Raw genomic sequence first — 16,574 nt, forward strand, 5'->3', positions numbered from 1 at the left:
TCGAACCCGACGGCGGCTCGCCCGCCCGCTGGGCGCACCCGAACGAATCGCCGACCGGGCGTTTCCGGGGCCGTCGGCCGCGCGGCGGGCCGTCTGCTCCGGCGATCGGCGGTCCTGGCCGGTACGGGGTCGTCGGGCCCCGGGAGCAGGGCGAGCGGCCGTCGAGGCCGCCGGGATCACGTCACGGCGGAGCGCCCCAGGGCCGAACGATCGTGCCGGCGTGTCCCGAACAGGGTGAACGCCGTGTTGACCAGGGCGACATGGCTGAGGGCCTGAGGCATGTTGCCCAGCTGGCGACGGGCGTGCGGATCCCATTCCTCGGCAAGCAGGCCCACGTCGTTACGGACGTCCAGGACCCGCTCGAAGACGGTGCGCGCCTCGGCATGGCGGCCCGTCATCGACAGTGCGTCGGCGTACCAGAACGTGCAGGCCAGGAAGGTCCCTTCGGCGCCGCGTACGCCGTCCACCTCATGGACCTCGCCGTTGCTCACGTCCGCGTACCGCCGCAGGAATCCGTTGTCGTCGAGGCCCCCGATCGCCCGGACGGTGCTCAGGACGCGCGGGTCGGTCGCGGGGAGGAAGCCGAGCCGGGGGATCAGCAGCGCGGTCGCGTCGATCCGCCGGGCTCCGTAGTACTGCACGAACGACTGCTGTTCGTCGCTCCAGCCGCGCGCGCAGATCTCGTCGTGGAGATCGCGGCGCAGGGCCTGCCAGCGCCGGACGGAGGTGCGCAGGCCGGCGACCCGGGCCAGACGCAGGGCACGGTCGGCCGCGACCCAGGCCATGATCTTGGAGTGGACGAAGTGGCGGCGCGGGCCGCGGACTTCCCAGATGCCCTCGTCCGGGTCCTGCCAGCGCTTCTCGACGTACTCCAGGAGCGAGGCCATCAGAGTCCAGACGTGTGGGTCGATGGCGACTCCGGCCCGGACGGCCGAGTAGATCGTGCCCAGCACCTCGCCGTAGATGTCCAGCTGGAACTGGTCGACGGCCGCGTTGCCGAACCGGACGGGGCGTGAGTCCTCGTATCCCGGCAGCCAGTCGGCGAGCACCTCGCGGAGGTTGCGCTGTCCCGCCACGCCGTACAGCGGCTGCAGATCTGCGGGGTCGCCCGCGACGGCGCGGACGAGCCAGTCCTTCCAGGAGAGCGCCTCGCGGCGGTATCCGCTGCGCAGCAGACAGGAAAGGGTGAAGGTGGAATCGCGCAGCCAGCAGAATCGATAGTCCCAATTCCGCTGGCCTCCTATGGATTCGGGGAGCGAGGCGGTGGCCGCGGCGATGACTCCGCCGGTCGGTTCGTAGGTGAGGGCCTTCAGGGTGATGAGTGATCGGACGACCGCTTCGCGATACGGGCCGTCATAGCGGAGATTCGACGTCCATTCGTCCCAGAAGGCGAGCGTGCGGGCCAACTCCGCCTCCACGTCCGGCATGGGGGGAGGCACGGAATGGGAGGGGCTCCAGGCGAGCACGAAGGAGGCGCGCTGACCTGCCGTCAAGGAGAGGTCGAGCGAGGTGCATCCGTCGGTGACGGTGATGTCGGTGCCCGGCCCGCAGCGCAGATACGCCGCGTCCGGGCCGGCCACGGTCGCGACCGTACGGGGGTCGGTGAGCCGCGACCAGGGGACGACGCTGCCGTTGTTGAAGCGCATCCGCAACTCGCCGTGCAGAGCTACCTGCCCGGCGAGGCATTCGACCAACCGGACGATCCGCGGCGCCTGTTCGCGCGGCGGCATGAAATCCGTGATGCGTACGGTGCCGGAGACGGATTCCCAGACGGATTCCAGCACCAGGGTGTCGGCCCGATAACTCCGGCGACTGCACGGGCGTTTACCGGTCGGCGCGAGGATCCATTGACCGTGGGACTCGGACCCCAGGATCGCGGCGAAGCAGGCGGGCGAATCGAAGCGTGGGGCGCACCACCAGTCGACAGCCCCGTCCATTCCTATGAGAGCGGCCGTCTCCAAATCCCCGATGAGGGCATAGTCCTCAATTCGCCCTGCCATGAAGGGAGTGTAATACCGTGGAGGGGAGCCGTGCGGAGGAGAATTCGATGGATTCCCACTCTCCCGCATAACAAGCCGCCCGGAGAAGACCGATCCCGGAGGCCATACCGATGAGTAAGGGGCCGCATCCGCTGCGCCGGTCGACCGACCGGGCGCCGGGAGGCGACGGCCGCACGGTGAGCCTGGTCGTCCCGGTGCGGCCCGGGGACCGCGATACAGGCCGGCTGCTCGCGCGGGTGCCGTCCGACGTCAGGGAGGTCGTTCTCGTCGGACGCGGCACCAGCACCAGCACCGACACCGACATGCGCACCGCTCATGGCACTGTCCGCGTCCGCAGACTCGGGCCGTGGAACTGCGAGGCGGGCGACATCCCCCATGCGGGGCTGCTCGCCGCCACCGGCGACCACATCGTGCTGATGGGCGCCGACGGCTCCATGTCCCCGGAGGAGATCCCGCACTACCTGCACTACCTGAACAGCGGTTACGACTTCGTCAAGGGTTCACGCTTCATCGCCGGCGGCGACTTCGCCGACTATCCGCTGCTGCGACGGCTCGGCCACAGCGCGCTGCTCCGTCTCGCCCGCCAGTTGTACGGTCAGCATCTGACCGACCTGTGGTACGGCTTCTGCGCCTTCCGCCGGGGCTTCGTCGACCTGCTGGACCTGCGCCAGGACGGCGTCGAGCTCGGCGCCGAACTGGTCACCCACGCCCTGCACTACGGGCTGCGCATCGCCGAGGTGCCCAGCCTCGAACTGCCGCATCCCCACGGGTCGCCCCACCCCCGCACGTTCCGGGACGGGGCGCGCATCCTGGGTGGACTGCTCCAGGAGCGCCCGCACAACGCCCTGCACCGGCTGGCTCCCGCGACCCGACCGGAGAAGCACGCGAAGCAGACCCATCGCGCTTGACGGATCAGATACCGGATGCTAACGCTGGAAGTCAGACATTTCGGACGCATGGCAGACCCTCGGCAGGGTCGGTTGCCGGAAGAAGCTCGCCGTGACTGCACTCCGCATCGGCCGGACCCCGGCGGCACCCGCTCCGCATCCACGGCGACGGGTGACCGACTGGCCTTCCGTCGATTCCCGGCGCCGCCCCGCCCGCGTCCTCCCCCGGCGCCCCACGGCCCATCCCGCACGGCGTGCCTCCGACCGCCTCCCCGTCGCGGTCCGGACCTGCCCTCCCGCCGTCCGCCGCCCGCGGGCGGCCGCCCGGCGCCGGCGCTCCCGTACGGTCCGCGCCTGCGCCACGGCCGACCGGCGCGACGGCGGATCGGACGGCTCGGGCCGGTCCGCGCCATCCGCGGGACCCGCTGATCAGCGGCGATCCGGACGGCCCCGCGGCGGTCCACGTGCGCGCGCCCGCACGACTCCCCCGCCCCCAGGCGGACGTCGAACTGATCATTCCCGCGCGCATCGAGACCCTCGACCGTCGCTCTCGGCGCGGCGCGACGGACTGCGGAGGCGGGTCTCGTGGACACGGTGAACGCTCCCCTTCTGGTCGCGGTGTCCGGCCCCGACGGCACGGGCAGGTCCTCGCTGGTCCGGCGCCTGGCGACGCTGCTGCGTGAACGCGGTTTCGGTGTCGCCACGGTCCACGGCCACGGCTGCTTCCTGTGCCGCAGGTTCACCGCTCCGCCCCGGGCCGGGGTCGAGAACGGCGAGGGGGCTCCGCCCTCCGGCGGGGCCGCGCGCCGCGGATCGTGGACGCGCCGTGCCCACGCCCTCCTCGACGCGAGCGAGCTGTCCGTACGGACGACGGTCGCACGGCGCCTGGTGTCCGCCCGGTCCATGGGCCGTCCCACGGCCGTCCTGACGGACCGTGGACCGCTGGACGGGCTGGTGAGGTTCGACCTCCCGCCGCGTGCCGGGGCCTCGGCGCTCTTCCTCCGGATCGCCCGCCGCTACGACCTGACCCTGCTCCTGGAGGCCGCTCCGGCCACACCGCGGGCGCGCCACCGCTCCTGGGGCTCGCGCCTGCCCCGGGTGGCGCGCCTCGACGGCGAGCGCGCCCCCTCCCTGGTGGCGGTCGAGGCCCTGGAGCGGATGCTCGACAGCGCGAGGAGCCGGAGCGGCGGCAGGGACACGGACAACGGGACACCCGGCGCCGCGCGCAAGCGCGTCGTCGTCTCGATCTACGACGACGCGGGCAATCCCGACTATCGGGGCGAGGGAGCGCTGGTGGTCGAGAAGGTCGCCCGCAGGCTCTGCGACGACTTCGACGTGACGGTGGTGACGGCCGGGCTGCGCGGGGGCACGCGGGAGCACGACGGCATCCACTACCGCTACCTCCCCGTGCGCTGGGCCGGCCCGCGCCTCGGGCAGCTGCTCTTCCTGGCCCTGCTGCCCTTCCTGGCCCGCAGGCTGCCGCACGACGCGTGGCTGGAGCACTTCACGCCGCCGTTCTCGACGAGCTTCCTGCCGCTCTTCTCCCGCGCCCCGGTGGTCGGCATCGAGCAGGGCCGCAGCGCCGAGGCGCTGTGGCGCAGGTACCACGTCCCGTTCTTCCTGGTGGAACGGATCGGGCTGCGCTGCTACCGGCACCTCGTGGTGCTGAGCGAGGCGGACGCGTCCGCCGTACGGCGGCTCCGGCCCCGGGCCGACGTCCAGGTGATCGCCAACGGCGTGGAGCAGCGGCAGATCGACGACGCCCGGCTCGGCGACGGCGACTACATCCTGTTCCTGGGCCGGATCGACATCTGGATCAAGGGCATCGACCTGCTGCTCGACGCCTACGCGCGGGGCCGTCCGCCGATGCCACTGCTGCTGGCCGGCAGTGGCACCCGGGCGGAGGAGCGGAAGCTGGCGGCGCTGCTCGCCGCGCACCCCGGCGGCGTCCGCTGGGTGGGGCACGCCGGGGAGGGACTCAAGCGGGACCTGCTGCGCGACTGCGCGTTCCTGGTCATGCCGTCACGCCACGAGACCTTCGGCCTGGTGGCGCTGGAAGGCATGTCGTACGGGAAGCCGGTCCTCCATTTCGATCTGCCGGCGCTGCGCTGGATGAGTGACGGCGGCGATGTCGCCGTGCCGCCGTTCGACGTGGCCGCGCTGGCCGACGGGATGCGCATGCTCGCCACCGACGAACGGGCGCGCGGCACCCTGGGGCGCCAGGCGGGGCACGCCGCGCAGCGCTACACCTGGGACGAGATGACGGGCCGGTATCTGGCCCTGACGCGTCGCCTCGTCGACACTCCGGCCGTCGGGCGTCGGCCGCGGAGGGACAGGAGGGGCGCGCCATGGCCGTCGACCCGCTGACCGCCGAGGTGGCGAGGGAAGGGCCGCACATCGCGTTCTCCGTGGCCCCCGTCGCCGCGGCGGCTCCGACGGGGGCAGGTCATGGGCGCTAGCGCACGCCGGCCGCGGGTCCTTCTCCTCACCAGCAGCCCGCTGGACGGAGCGGGTGGATCGGACGTGCGTCTGGCCGACGAGGTCCTCGGGGCGTTGCCCGACGTGGACTTCGTGTGGTTCTCCCGGTGGCCGCGCCCGCGCGGGCGACCGCGGCCCGACGGCCGGAGCATCCCGATCCTGTCGGGGGACGGCGTGACGCGTGTCCCGGGGCGGGTGCAGTCGGCGCTCGTGGGGGCCGTGGCGGCACGCCGTGTCGATCTGGTGCACGCCTTCCTGACGATCGGACGCGCATTTCCCGTCTTCTCCTGGCTGCGCCCCCTCATGCTCGGGGCTCGCCCGGTCGTCCACACCGTGCCCGGAGTGATGGAGTCCGGCCACCTCTCCAGGACCCGTCCGCTGGGGACGACGGTCGCGCTGTCGGAGTCGATGGCCCGGCGGCTGCGGGCGGCGGACTTCGGTGACGTACGGGTGATCCCGCCCATGGTCCCGTTGGATCGGTGGCCCTGCCTGCCGCGTCCCGCGGGCCTGCCGGTGGTCCTCTTCGCCGGCCACCACGACCCGCGAGGCGGCGCCGTGACCGCGATCGAGGCCGCCGCCGAGGCGGCGAGCGCGGGGGCCGAGTTCCGGCTCGTCCTGGCCATGCGGGGGCGCCCGGGGCAGAACGTCGGTGCGCTGGAGGAGGAGTTGCGGGAGCTGGCCGGGGAACGCGGGCTGCGGGACGTGGAGGTCCGAGGGTACGTCGACGACATGCACGCGCTGCTGGCCTCCGCCCATGTGCTGCTCTTCCCGCCACCGACGATCGGCGGCAAGGCCGACATCCCGCTGACCGTCCTGCAGGGGCTGGCCACCGGCCGGCCGGCCATCCTCAGCGATCTCCCCCAGTTCGCCGACTTCGGCGACGCGGTGTTGCGCGCCCCCGCAGGGGACGGGCGCAGGACCGGGCAGCAGCTCGCCTGGCTGCTCGCCCAGCCCCGGGTGTGGGACATGCTCGCGGAGCGGGGGAGGACCACCGTGGAGGAGCGTTTCGGCCCCGAACGGTTCGCCGCCCAGTACGGGGCGCTCTACCGGGAGTTGCTGGCATGAGGCCGCCCACCCCGCGCGCGAGCGGCGGTCCGCTCCGGGGTCACGGCCGTTCCGGTCGTACGGCCGTCAGCAGGATCACCCCGGTGTCGCCGTAGTCGGGCAGAGTGCGGTCCTTTCCCAACCGGTCGATCCGCAGCTCCTCGGTCAGCGGGGCGAAGACGGAGCGGACGGCGTCGACGTCCACCGGACAGGCCGGCCAGCGGGGTCCGGGGCCGATGCGGTAGCTCGGCATCCGCTCCATGAAGGAGGCGACGAGGTACCCGCCCGGACGCACCGAACGGACGAAGGCGCCGCAGAGCGACGCGACCTCGGCGAAGTCCTCGGTGACGCTCTCGGCGACGAAGTTCATCGAGGCGAGGTCGTAGGTCCCTTCCGGGATGTCGCCGGCGTCGCCGGGGACGATCCGCACCCGGGCCAGGGCCTTCGCGGCCGTGTCGGGGAGGCCCGGGTCGAGCGCGCGGCAGAGGGCGTAGAAGGCCTGCCAGCTGTCGTCCGGTCCCCGGTCCAGCTGGTCCTGGAGATAGCCAACGTTGGCGGCGCTCGGTTCGAGCGCGTCGATGTGCCGGCTGGCCGCCGCGGCGAGCATGAGCGGGTAGAGGTTCGGTCCGGCGCCGACCTCCAGGGAGCGCGCGATCCCGCCGGGCGGGAAGCGCCGGTAGAAGGCCGAGTGGTGGCGGATCACGCCGATGTCGCAGGGATGCAGGCGCCGGTAGTTCTCGGCGAGGTAGTCCTCCACGGGCCACGCGTTCCAGTCCGCGTCCCGGTTGTGCCGTATCCGGCCGGGGTGCGCCGCCGGGTTCACCGCGCGTCCGGCGACGGGTGTCCGGCCACGACGCCGCCCGCGTGCGCCTCGGCGGTCCGTTGCAGCGCGAAGCGCCGGGACAGGTCGGTCAGTGCCGCGTTGAGCTGGTCGATCTCCTCGTCGGTGTTGGCGGCGGTGACCTGGATGCGGAAGCCCACGCGGTCGCGCGGGACGAGCGGATAGCTCGCCAGGGTGACGTAGATGCCCCGCTCCCACAGGAACGCGGCGACGGCTTCGAGGGTCTCCGCCTCGGCGAGCGGGACCTCGATGATCGGGAGTCCGTCGGTGTTGGGGGTGGCGATGCCCAGCGCCCGTACGTGCCGCAGAACGCGGTCCGTCTTGCGGTGCAGGTCGGCCCGGATCGCGTCGCCGCGCTCGGCGTTGACGTCGAGGCCCGCGAGCGCCGTGGCGAGTGAGGCCGTGGGGGACGGTCCTGAGTAGAGGTAAGGGGCCGCCGCGACCTTGAGATGGTCCTTCAGCCAGGTGGGGACGGCCAGGAAGGCGAGCAGCGAGGAGTACGCCTTGGAGAATCCGCCGACGAGCACCAGGTTGTCGTAGGACTCGCCGAGGTGGCGGACGATGCTGTTGCCCCGGGAGCCCCAGGACGAGCTCTCACCGGGGACGCGTTCGCCGATCACACCGAACCCGTGCGCGTCGTCCACGTACAGCAGTGCGCCGTTCTCCCGGCAGATCCTGGCGATCTCCCGGAGGTTCGGATAGTTGCCGGTCATGCTGTTGACGCCGTCCATGCAGACCAGGCGGCTCACGTCGCGGGGCAGGGCCCGCAGTTGCAGGTCCAGGTCCCACGGGCTGTCGGCGTGGAAACGCTTCAGCGTCGCGCCCTGGCCACGGGCCGCCACGCATCCGTCGTAGACGGTGCGGTGGGCCTGGGCCTCGACGAAGACCCGGCCGCTGCCCGCGAGGAGCGGGATCACCGAATGGTGGATGAGGGTGATGGTCGGCAGCAGCAGGGTGTCCGGTGCGCCGAGGAGTTCCGTCAGCCGTTCCTCGATCCTGGGATAGAGGCGCGGGCTGCCGATCAGGCGCGACCAGCTGGGGTGGGTGCCCCAGTTCCTGACGTGCGGGCCGATGGCGGCCATGATCTCCGGATCGAGATCGAAGCCGAGGTAGTTGCAGGAGGCGAAGTCGACGAGCCATCGGTCCTCGACGCGGAGCTTGCGTCCGTCGATCTGGTCGATGACGGCGTCGCACATCGGGCTGGTCCGCTTCAGGCGCTCCAGGTCGCGCCAACGCGGGTCGCGCCGGACGGACCGGCCTCGCCTGCCTCCCGGGCCGGCGGCCCGCGGCGCCGCCGCCGACTGCCGCGCCGCCGTCACGGCCCCCGGGCGGACGGGCGGCCGTCCGCCCGGCGTTCCCGGCTCGCCGCGGGCGGCGGGGCTTGCATCGGCCCTGGCCTCGGCGCGGCGCAGGAAGGACTCGGCCTGGTGGGCGGTCATGGGCCGGGCGAAGAGATAGCCCTGGCCGTACCGGCAGCCCATGTCGGCGAGGAGCGCGCGTTGGCCCTCGTTCTCGATGCCCTCGGCGACCACCCGTAGCCCGAGGACGTCGGCGATGCGCACGATCCCCTCCACGAGGGCCACCTGCTGGCGGTCGGTGGTGATGTCGTCGATGAACGACTTGTCGACCTTGAGGACGTCGATGGGGAACTCCCGCAGATAGCTGAGCGAGGAGAACCCGGTGCCGAAGTCGTCGATCGCGAGGGACACCCCGAGGTCCCTCAGGGCCGTCATGGTGGCGTGGATCTGCTCGTCCTTGCGCATCAGGACGGTCTCCGTGAGCTCCAGCACCAAGGAGCCCGGCTCGAGTCCTGAGGACGCGAGGGCGTGGCGTACCTCGTCGAGGAGATTCGGGTCGCGGAACTGGCGCGCGGAGACGTTGACGCTGGCGTGCAGGGGCGGCTGCCGGCCGGGGCGGGCCCGCTGCCAGCGGGCCACGTCGAGCGCCGCGTGCTCGAGCACCCAGGCGCCGAGCGGCATGATGTGCCCGCTCTCCTCGGCCAGGGTGATGAACTGGTCGGGCGGGACCATGCCCCGCCGGGCGTGCGGCCAGCGGATCAGCGCCTCGAAGCCGGCGACGGTGCCGTCGGCGACCTCGACGATCGGCTGGTACCGCAGGGCGAAGGCATGCTCGGCGATGGCGGTGTCCATGCCTGCCTGGAGTTCGTGCCGGGCGACCAGCCGGGAGTGCAGTTCGGGCCGGAACCGCCGCCACCGCTTCTTGCCCGCCGCTTTGGCCGCGTAGAGGGCGAGGTCGGCGTGGCCGAGCAGTTCCTCGGCGTGGGCGCTGTCCAGGACGGTGGCCACGCCCACACTGGTCGACACGGACACGGCGCCGTCGGTGAGGTGGAAGGGCTGGCTGAGGCTGTGCACGATGTGAGCGGCGAGGGCCTCCGCGTCGGCGGGCTCCTTCGCTCCCTCGATGAGCACGGCGAACTCGTCCCCACCGAGGCGGGCGGCGGTGTCGCTCAGCCGCAGCACGGAGGTGAGCCGACGGGCCACGGCGACGAGCAGTTCGTCACCGACCGAGTGCCCCATGGTGTCGTTCACGACCTTGAAGTCGTCCAGGTCGACGAAGAGCATGCAGGTCAGGGTGGACTCCCGGCGTCCTCGCAGCAGCGCGCGCTCGATCCGTTCGAGCAGCAGGACACGGTTGGGCAGCCCGGTGAGCGAGTCGTGGAACGCCCGGTGGGTGAGCTCACGTTCGAGCTTCCGCTGCTCCGTCACGTCGCGCAGGGTGAGCACGAGGCCGTGGACGGTCTGTTCGTTGCGGAGGTTGCTGCACCGGACCTCGACGTGCAGGTCCTTGGCGTCGCCGCGCAGCAGCTTCCAGTCGGCCCGGGCGTCGACGTCGTTGCGCGAGCGGACGCCGGCCAGGATGCGCAGGGCGCTCGCGGCGTCCCCAGGGGCCAGGACGTCGACGAGCGGGGTGCCGGGCAGCAGCGCGTGACCGAACATGGACTCGGCCGAGGGGCTGGCGTACCGCACGGTGTCGTCGTCGTCGACGATGAGGATGACGTCCGAGGTGTTGTGCACGAGGGTGCGGAAATACGACTCGCTGGTACGCCGGTTGACCTCCTCGCTCAGCCCGAAGCGCTCCAGGGCCAGGGCCGCCTGGGAGGCCAGGGACTGCGCGGGCCCCGATATGTCGCGGAGCTTCTTCTCGGGGCCCGCGAGCAGCAGCACCCCGAGCAGCCGTTCGCCCGCGGCGGGTGCCTGCAGGGCGAGCGGTGAAAGCAGCGCCTGCGGCAGGGGTTCGAGGGCGTGCGCGACGACGGGGTCGAGCTGTTCGGTGGGAACGAGCCGGCTGCCCTCGGCGAGGAGTTCGGGCCACGGGGCGCCCTGGGGGCCCGACAGCCCGGTGGCCCGGAAGTTCCAGGGCAGGTGCCCGGTCGGGACGGCGTACAGCAGGCCGCGGCGGTCCCGGGCGAGCAGCATCGTCTTGTGCGGTGTGCCCGGTCCGACGAGCGTGGCGGCGGCCGCCTCCACCGCGCTGGCGACCTCGCGCGGGCTCAGCGAGGCCACGAGCGAGGCCGCGGCCACGCGCAGACTGCGCTCGCGGGCCTCGGCGTTCCGATGCTCGGCCATCATGCCCCACAGGCGCGTGAGCACGAGCAGGAACATGATCGCGGAGAAGACCGCGATGACGGCGGTGTCCTGCTCGTGGTCGGTCCGCAGGGACTGGTGGAGCAGCAGGGCGGGGGCGACGAGCGAGGCCGCCGCGAGCAGGGCGAGGCGCCGTTCGGCGATGACGGGCGGCGGCCGGGGCGCGCGCTCGGTCAGCCCGGTCATGGAGGGGTGCAGCGCGGCGAGGCCCCAGGCGGTGAAGAAGACGACCCACCCGAGGTCCCAGCCGGTGCCCACCCGCCAGGTGCCCTTCAGCTGGAGCATTCCGTAGATGACGTCGGAGGCGAGGATGCCGCAGGTCCCGACGGTGAGCAGCTGCACCGCCCGCGACCTCAGACCACCGGGGACAAGCAGACGGGCGAGCATCGCGAGCATCAGGACGTCACCGAGCGGATAGGCGATCGAGATCGCCTTCTCGACCCACGTCATGCCGGGCGCCTCGGTGAGCGGGGTGATCAGGTGCACCCAGGAGAGCAGGGCGAGCCCGGAGGTGAGGATCAGCGCGTCGAGCGCCACGGCGAGGTCGCGCCCGGCGGCGCGGTAGCGGATGAAACCGAACAGGCCGACGGCGAACAGCGGGTAGGTGACGAGGTACAGCGCGTCCGCGACGGAGGGGAACGGGTTGGTCTGCCCGAACAGGTTCTCCAGCAGGTTGTACGCCGTGTCGCCCGCCACGAAGGTGAAGTTGGCCCCGGCGAGCACGAGCCAGGGCCAGCGCCTGGCCGGCTTGTGCAGATGGACTCCGGTCAGGATCGCGGCCACTCCGCTGAGGCCGATCAGCGCCCACAGCATGGTGTGCCGGGAGGGCACGGTGAGGTAGGCGGCGGCGAGCAGGGCCACGGCGAGCACGTAGACCAGGGTCCACCGCTTCAGCGTCCCGGTCCGGTTGAGCGCACGGTTCTGCTGTCGCAGCGGCATCGACGACCGCCCCCTTGCCAGGTTGGCGCCCGGTGACGGAAGGGACCCTGTTGTCCCAATTCTCCGCACATCGCGGGGGTGGTGCATCTCGGAGGGACGGGCCCGCCCCCGCGGAGGGGCGCGACGCGTCGGAGGAGCTCCAGGACACGTCGGGAGGAGCTTCAGGACGCGTCGGAGGAGCCTCAGGACGAGTCGCGGACGACCAACTCCGTCGGCAGCACACGGTGCGGCTGCTCCCCCGACGCCCCGGCGATCTCCTGGAGCAGCAGCCGGGCCATCGTGCGCCCCATCTCCTCGATGGGCTGGCGCACGCTGGTCAGGGGCGGGTCCATGTGACGCGCCACCGCCGAGTCGTCGACGCCGACCAGGGCCACGTCCTGCGGGACCCTGCGCCCCGACGCGCGCAGCACCGCGCGGGCGCCCGCCGCCATGACGTCGGAGGCGGCGAAGACGGCGTCGAGGCCGGGGCTGCGCTCCAGCAGCTCCCGCATGGCACGCCGTCCGCCGTCCTCGGTGAAGTCACCGGTGGCCACGAGGGCTTCGTCGGGGGTGAGCCCGGCCTCCGCGAGTCCGTGATGGTAGCCGTCGAGGCGGCAGCGGGCGACGTACATGTCGAGCGGGCCCGTGATCGTGGCGATGCGGCGGCGGCCCCGCCCGGCGAGGTGGGCGACGGCGGAGCGCCCGGCCCCGACGTTGTCGGAGTCGACGTACGCGACCGGTTCGGCCTCGGTGCGGCGGCCGTTCAGGACGGCCGGCAGACCGAGCGCCCGCACCTGGTCCGGCAGCGGATCGTCGCCGTGGACCGACACCAGCAGCACGCCGTCCACCCGCTGGGCCGCCAGATACTGCTCGAAGCGCTGGCGCTCCTTGTCGCTGCGGACGAGCGTGAGCAGCAACTGCTTGTCGGCGTCGGCCAGTTCGGCACTTACACCGCGGATGATGTCGAGGAAGTACGGCTCGGCGAAGAGCCTGGCCTCGGTCTCGGGGATCACCAGCGCCACGGCGTCGGTACGGCTGCCGGCCAGCGCCCGCGCCGCACGGTTCGGTACGTAACCGAGTTCGGCGACGGCCCGGTCGACGGCGGCCTTGGCGTGCTCGCTCACCCGCGGGGAGCCGTTGATCACCCGCGAGACCGTGCCCCGGCCGACACCGGCCCTGGCCGCGACCTCCTCCAGGGTGGGCCTGCCGTTCTGGCGCCCGCTCACCACCATGTGCCGTCTCCCCTCATGTCCCCTGCGTTCCCCAGACCCTATCAAGCATGGGAGCGCTCCCACACTCCACGTAACGGATCCTGGCCCACCTCTTGACACCCGTACGAGCCAGGCAGCAACCTTCCGGCGAGACGCAGTGGGAGCGCTCCCACGTGGCGGGCCCAGCGCCCCCGCATCGCACCACCCCGGACGAGGAGAGTCGTATGCGCATTTCCAGCACGAGCCGCAGCAGACAGAGGGACCGCCGCACCGCACGCGCCGCGGTCGCGGGGGCCGTGGCCTGCGCCGCCCTGATCACCGGCTGTGGCGGCGACGGCGGTTCCGACGAGGCCGGCGGCGGGAAGATCACCCTGCGCATCGGGACCTTCGGCTCCTTCGGTTACGACAACGAGACCGGTGCCAAGCTGTACGCCGAGTACGAGAAGTCGCACCCCAACATCAAGATCGAAGAGTCGAACGTCGCCGACGGACAGAAATACTGGGACACGCTCAAGCTACGCCTGTCCCGCAACAGCGGACTCGCCGACATCCAGGCGCTCGAGGTCGGCTACATCTCCGAGGCCACCGGACCCACCATGGGTGACAAGTGGGTCGATCTCGGCAAGACCGGCGGCGCGGACGTCGACGCCTTCCTCGACTGGAAGATCAAGCAGGCCAGCACCGCGGACGGCAAGGTCATCGGCCTCGGGACCGACATCGGCCCGATGGCCATCTGCTACAACAAGGAACTCTTCGCCAAGGCCAAGCTGCCGACGGACCGCGAGGCGGTCGCCAAGCTGTGGCAGGGCGACTGGAACGCGTTCATCAGGACCGGCGAGACCTACAAGAAGAACGCTCCTGCCGGGACCGCCTTCCACGACTCCGCGAGCGGGCTGTTCAACGCCGTCATCTCCAGTGAGCCGGTGCAGTACGCCAACACCAAGGGCGAGCTGGACTACGAGAACAGCCCCGGTGTGAAGAAGGCCTGGGACACCGCCGTCGCGGCGGCCCAGGGGGGACTCACCGCCAAGCTGCGGCAGTTCGACGAGAAGCAGACCTGGAACGCCGCGTTCAAGAACTCCAAGTTCGCCACCGTCGCCTGCCCCAGCTGGATGACCGGCATCATCAAGGACTCCGCGGGCCCGGAGAACCAGGGCAAGTGGGACATCGCCGCGCCGCCCGTGGCCGGCAACTGGGGCGGCGCGTTCCTCGCCGTCCCCAAGGCGGGCAAGCACGCCAAGGAGGCCGCCGAGCTGGCCGCCTGGCTCACCGCGCCCGCGCAGCACGCCAAGGTCTTCGGCGTGAACGGCAACATCCCCTCGACCAAGCACACCCTCACCTCGGCGGTCGTCCGGGACGCCAAGCTGCCGTACTTCGGTGACACCCCCGTCGGCGCGATCTACTCGGAGGCCGCGGCGGGCATCACGCCGGCCCCGATCAGCCGCTGGGACGGGCAGGTGAAGACCTTCCTCACCGACAACGGCATCCTCGACATCGAGCAGCGCGGCACCGATCCCGCGAAGGCGTGGGACAACGTCAAGAAGCTGATCGAGGACAAGGTCGAGCAGTAGCGGGGGGCGCGCCCACGAGCCGCCCGGCGCTCCCCCGCCGGGCGGCCGCACGCCCGCACGCCCGCCCGCCCGCCCGCCTCGCGCGCAGCACATCCGCCCGCCTCGCGCGCAGCACATCCGTACCGATTCCGAAGGGACGCCCCCGTGGCCACCTCCCTCCGGGCGGCGGCCGACGGCCCCCCGCCGCCCGCCCCGCCCGCCCCCGCCTCACCCGAGCCGCCTCCGGCGCCCGATGCCTGGCGCAGCCGGCTCTACCGATGGGACCTGCGGTTCAGCCCGTACGCGTTCGTCGCCCCCTTCTTCCTCACCTTCGCCGCCTTCGGCCTCTTCCCGCTGATCTACACGGGCTGGCTCTCGCTGCACCGCGTCGAGCTCGGCGGAGACGCGCGGTGGAAGGGGCTGGAGAACTACGCCGACCTCGCCGACAGCACCTTCTTCTGGCAGGCGCTCCTCAACACCTTCACCATCGGGGTCATCTCCACGGTGCCCCAGCTGCTCATGGCCCTGGGCCTGGCACATCTGCTCAACTACAAGCTGCGCGGCCGCGGTTTCTTCCGGGTCGCGGTCCTCGCCCCGTACGCGACCTCGATCGCGGCGGCTACGCTCGTCTTCGCCCAGCTCTTCAACACCGACTACGGACTGATCAACACCGCCCTGGGCTGGGTCGGCTTCGATCCGGTGGACTGGGAGTCGTCCCGGTGGCCGTCCCAGATCGCGATCTCGACGATCGTCACCTGGCGCTGGACCGGCTACAACGCGTTGATCTACCTCGCGGCGATGCAGGCCGTGCCGCAGGATCTGTACGAGGCGGCGGCGCTCGACGGTGCCTCGCGCTGGCGGCAGTTCCTCAGCGTGACGATCCCCTCGATCCGCCCGACGATCCTCTTCACGATCGTCGTCTCCACGATCGGCGCCACCCAGCTGTTCGGCGAGCCGATGATCTTCGGCGGCAGCCTCGGGGTGAGCGGCGGCAGCGGCAACCAGTTCCAGACGCTGAGCCTGCTGATGTACGAGAAGGGCTGGGTGACCGGCGCGCTGGGGCAGGCGTCCGCCATCGCCTGGGTGATGCTGCTGCTCCTGCTGCTGATCGGAGCCGTCCAGACGCTCGTGTCCCGGGCGAACCGCAAGAAGCTGGGGGCCTGAGCCCATGTCACGTCTCCGTCTGCGCCCGTCGGCCGGCCGCCAGCACCACGCGGGCCCGCTGACCTACGTCCTGTTGGGCCTGGCCGCGCTGGTCTCGCTCTTCCCGCTGTACTGGAACCTGGTCGCCGCCTCGCACTCGGGCGAGCGGGTCGCGACGGCCCCGGCGCCGCTGCTGCCCGGCCCCCGGCTCTTCGACAACCTCACCTTCGCCTGGAACCAGGTCGACATGGGCGAGGCGCTCGTCAACACCACCGTCGTCGCGGGGCTCGTGGCGCTGTCCACCGTGATGTTCTCCACCCTGGCCGGCTTCGCCTTCGCCAAGCTGCCCTTCAAGGGGCGGGGCGCCATGCTGGCGCTCGTGGTGGCGACCATGACGATCCCGCCGCAGCTCAGCGTCATCCCGCTCTACCAGATCATCACCGACCTCGGCTGGGTCGACCAGCTCCAGTCCGTCGTCCTGCCGTCCCTGGTCGCCGCCTTCGGTGTCTTCTTCATGCGGCAGTACCTCATCGAGGCGCTGCCGGTGGAGCTCGTGGAGGCGGCCCGGATGGACGGCGCCCACAGCCTGCGGATCATCTGGCACGTGGTGTTCCCCGTGGCCAGGCCCGCGATGGCGGTGCTCGGCATGCTGGTCTTCGTACAGGCCTGGAACGACTTCTTCTGGCCGTTCATCGCGCTGACCCCGGACGGCAGTCCGACCCTCCAGGTCGCCCTGGCCGGCCTCGGCGCGGGCAACCACACCGTCGACCAGGCGATCGTGCTGACCGGCGCGCTGATATCCACGGTGCCGCTGCTGCTGGTCTTCGCCGTCCTCGGCAAGCACATCGTCGGCGGCATCACCTCGGGCGCGGTCAAGAGCTGACCGGCGCACCGATC

At 71.9% G+C, this 16,574-nt stretch carries 10 protein-coding genes; 6 read left to right on the forward strand and 4 right to left on the reverse strand.

The window, feature by feature from the left end:
* Nucleotides 1–176: 176 nt before the first annotated feature.
* A complete protein-coding gene (locus ACFYV5_RS10530; protein ID WP_389166790.1) occupies nt 177–2,000 on the reverse strand; it encodes a glycoside hydrolase family 15 protein in 1,824 nt (607 codons plus the stop codon).
* Between the two features lie 110 nt (nt 2,001–2,110).
* On the opposite strand from ACFYV5_RS10530, the gene ACFYV5_RS10535 reads away from it, so the two are divergent.
* The 3 genes from ACFYV5_RS10535 to ACFYV5_RS10545 all read left to right on the forward strand — a co-directional run bounded on the left by ACFYV5_RS10535 (nt 2,111) and on the right by ACFYV5_RS10545 (nt 6,430).
* Nucleotides 2,111–2,908, forward strand: coding sequence for a glycosyltransferase family 2 protein (locus ACFYV5_RS10535; RefSeq protein ID WP_389166793.1), 798 nt, complete (start codon nt 2,111–2,113; stop codon nt 2,906–2,908).
* Nucleotides 2,909–3,481: 573 nt separating this feature from the next.
* Nucleotides 3,482–5,254, forward strand: a complete 1,773-nt coding sequence (locus ACFYV5_RS10540; protein ID WP_389166795.1) for a glycosyltransferase — start codon at nt 3,482–3,484, stop codon at nt 5,252–5,254.
* A gap of 81 nt (nt 5,255–5,335) precedes the next feature.
* A complete protein-coding gene (locus tag ACFYV5_RS10545; RefSeq protein ID WP_389166797.1) occupies nt 5,336–6,430 on the forward strand; it encodes a glycosyltransferase family 4 protein in 1,095 nt (364 codons plus the stop codon).
* A 40-nt stretch (nt 6,431–6,470) separates the two neighbouring features.
* Here ACFYV5_RS10545 and ACFYV5_RS10550 read toward each other — a convergent pair whose 3' ends face one another.
* From ACFYV5_RS10550 to ACFYV5_RS10560, 3 genes are all read right to left on the reverse strand, one after another.
* A complete protein-coding gene (locus ACFYV5_RS10550) occupies nt 6,471–7,232 on the reverse strand; it encodes a class I SAM-dependent methyltransferase (protein WP_355114377.1) in 762 nt (253 codons plus the stop codon).
* Nucleotides 7,229–11,794, reverse strand: coding sequence for an aminotransferase class I/II-fold pyridoxal phosphate-dependent enzyme (locus ACFYV5_RS10555; RefSeq protein ID WP_389166801.1), 4,566 nt, complete (start codon nt 11,792–11,794; stop codon nt 7,229–7,231). The genes ACFYV5_RS10550 and ACFYV5_RS10555 overlap by 4 nt, the downstream gene beginning before the upstream one ends.
* Nucleotides 11,795–11,976: 182 nt before the next feature.
* The gene (locus tag ACFYV5_RS10560) at nt 11,977–13,005 is read right to left on the reverse strand and encodes a LacI family DNA-binding transcriptional regulator (RefSeq protein ID WP_355114373.1); all 1,029 of its coding nucleotides are present in this window, start codon (nt 13,003–13,005) and stop codon (nt 11,977–11,979) included.
* Between the two features lie 203 nt (nt 13,006–13,208).
* On the opposite strand from ACFYV5_RS10560, the gene ACFYV5_RS10565 reads away from it, so the two are divergent.
* The 3 genes from ACFYV5_RS10565 (at nt 13,209) to ACFYV5_RS10575 (ending at nt 16,560) form a co-directional block, all read left to right on the forward strand.
* A complete protein-coding gene (locus ACFYV5_RS10565) occupies nt 13,209–14,555 on the forward strand; it encodes an ABC transporter substrate-binding protein (RefSeq protein ID WP_389166805.1) in 1,347 nt (448 codons plus the stop codon).
* Nucleotides 14,556–14,699: 144 nt separating this feature from the next.
* Nucleotides 14,700–15,698: a carbohydrate ABC transporter permease gene (locus ACFYV5_RS10570; RefSeq protein ID WP_389166808.1), complete on the forward strand. Its 999-nt coding sequence runs from the start codon at nt 14,700–14,702 to the stop codon at nt 15,696–15,698.
* A gap of 4 nt (nt 15,699–15,702) precedes the next feature.
* A complete protein-coding gene (locus ACFYV5_RS10575) occupies nt 15,703–16,560 on the forward strand; it encodes a carbohydrate ABC transporter permease (RefSeq protein WP_355114368.1) in 858 nt (285 codons plus the stop codon).
* Nucleotides 16,561–16,574: the final 14 nt, after the last annotated feature.

It is taken from the genome of Streptomyces sp. NPDC003035 (assembly GCF_042888285.1).
Classification (GTDB): domain Bacteria; phylum Actinomycetota; class Actinomycetes; order Streptomycetales; family Streptomycetaceae; genus Streptomyces.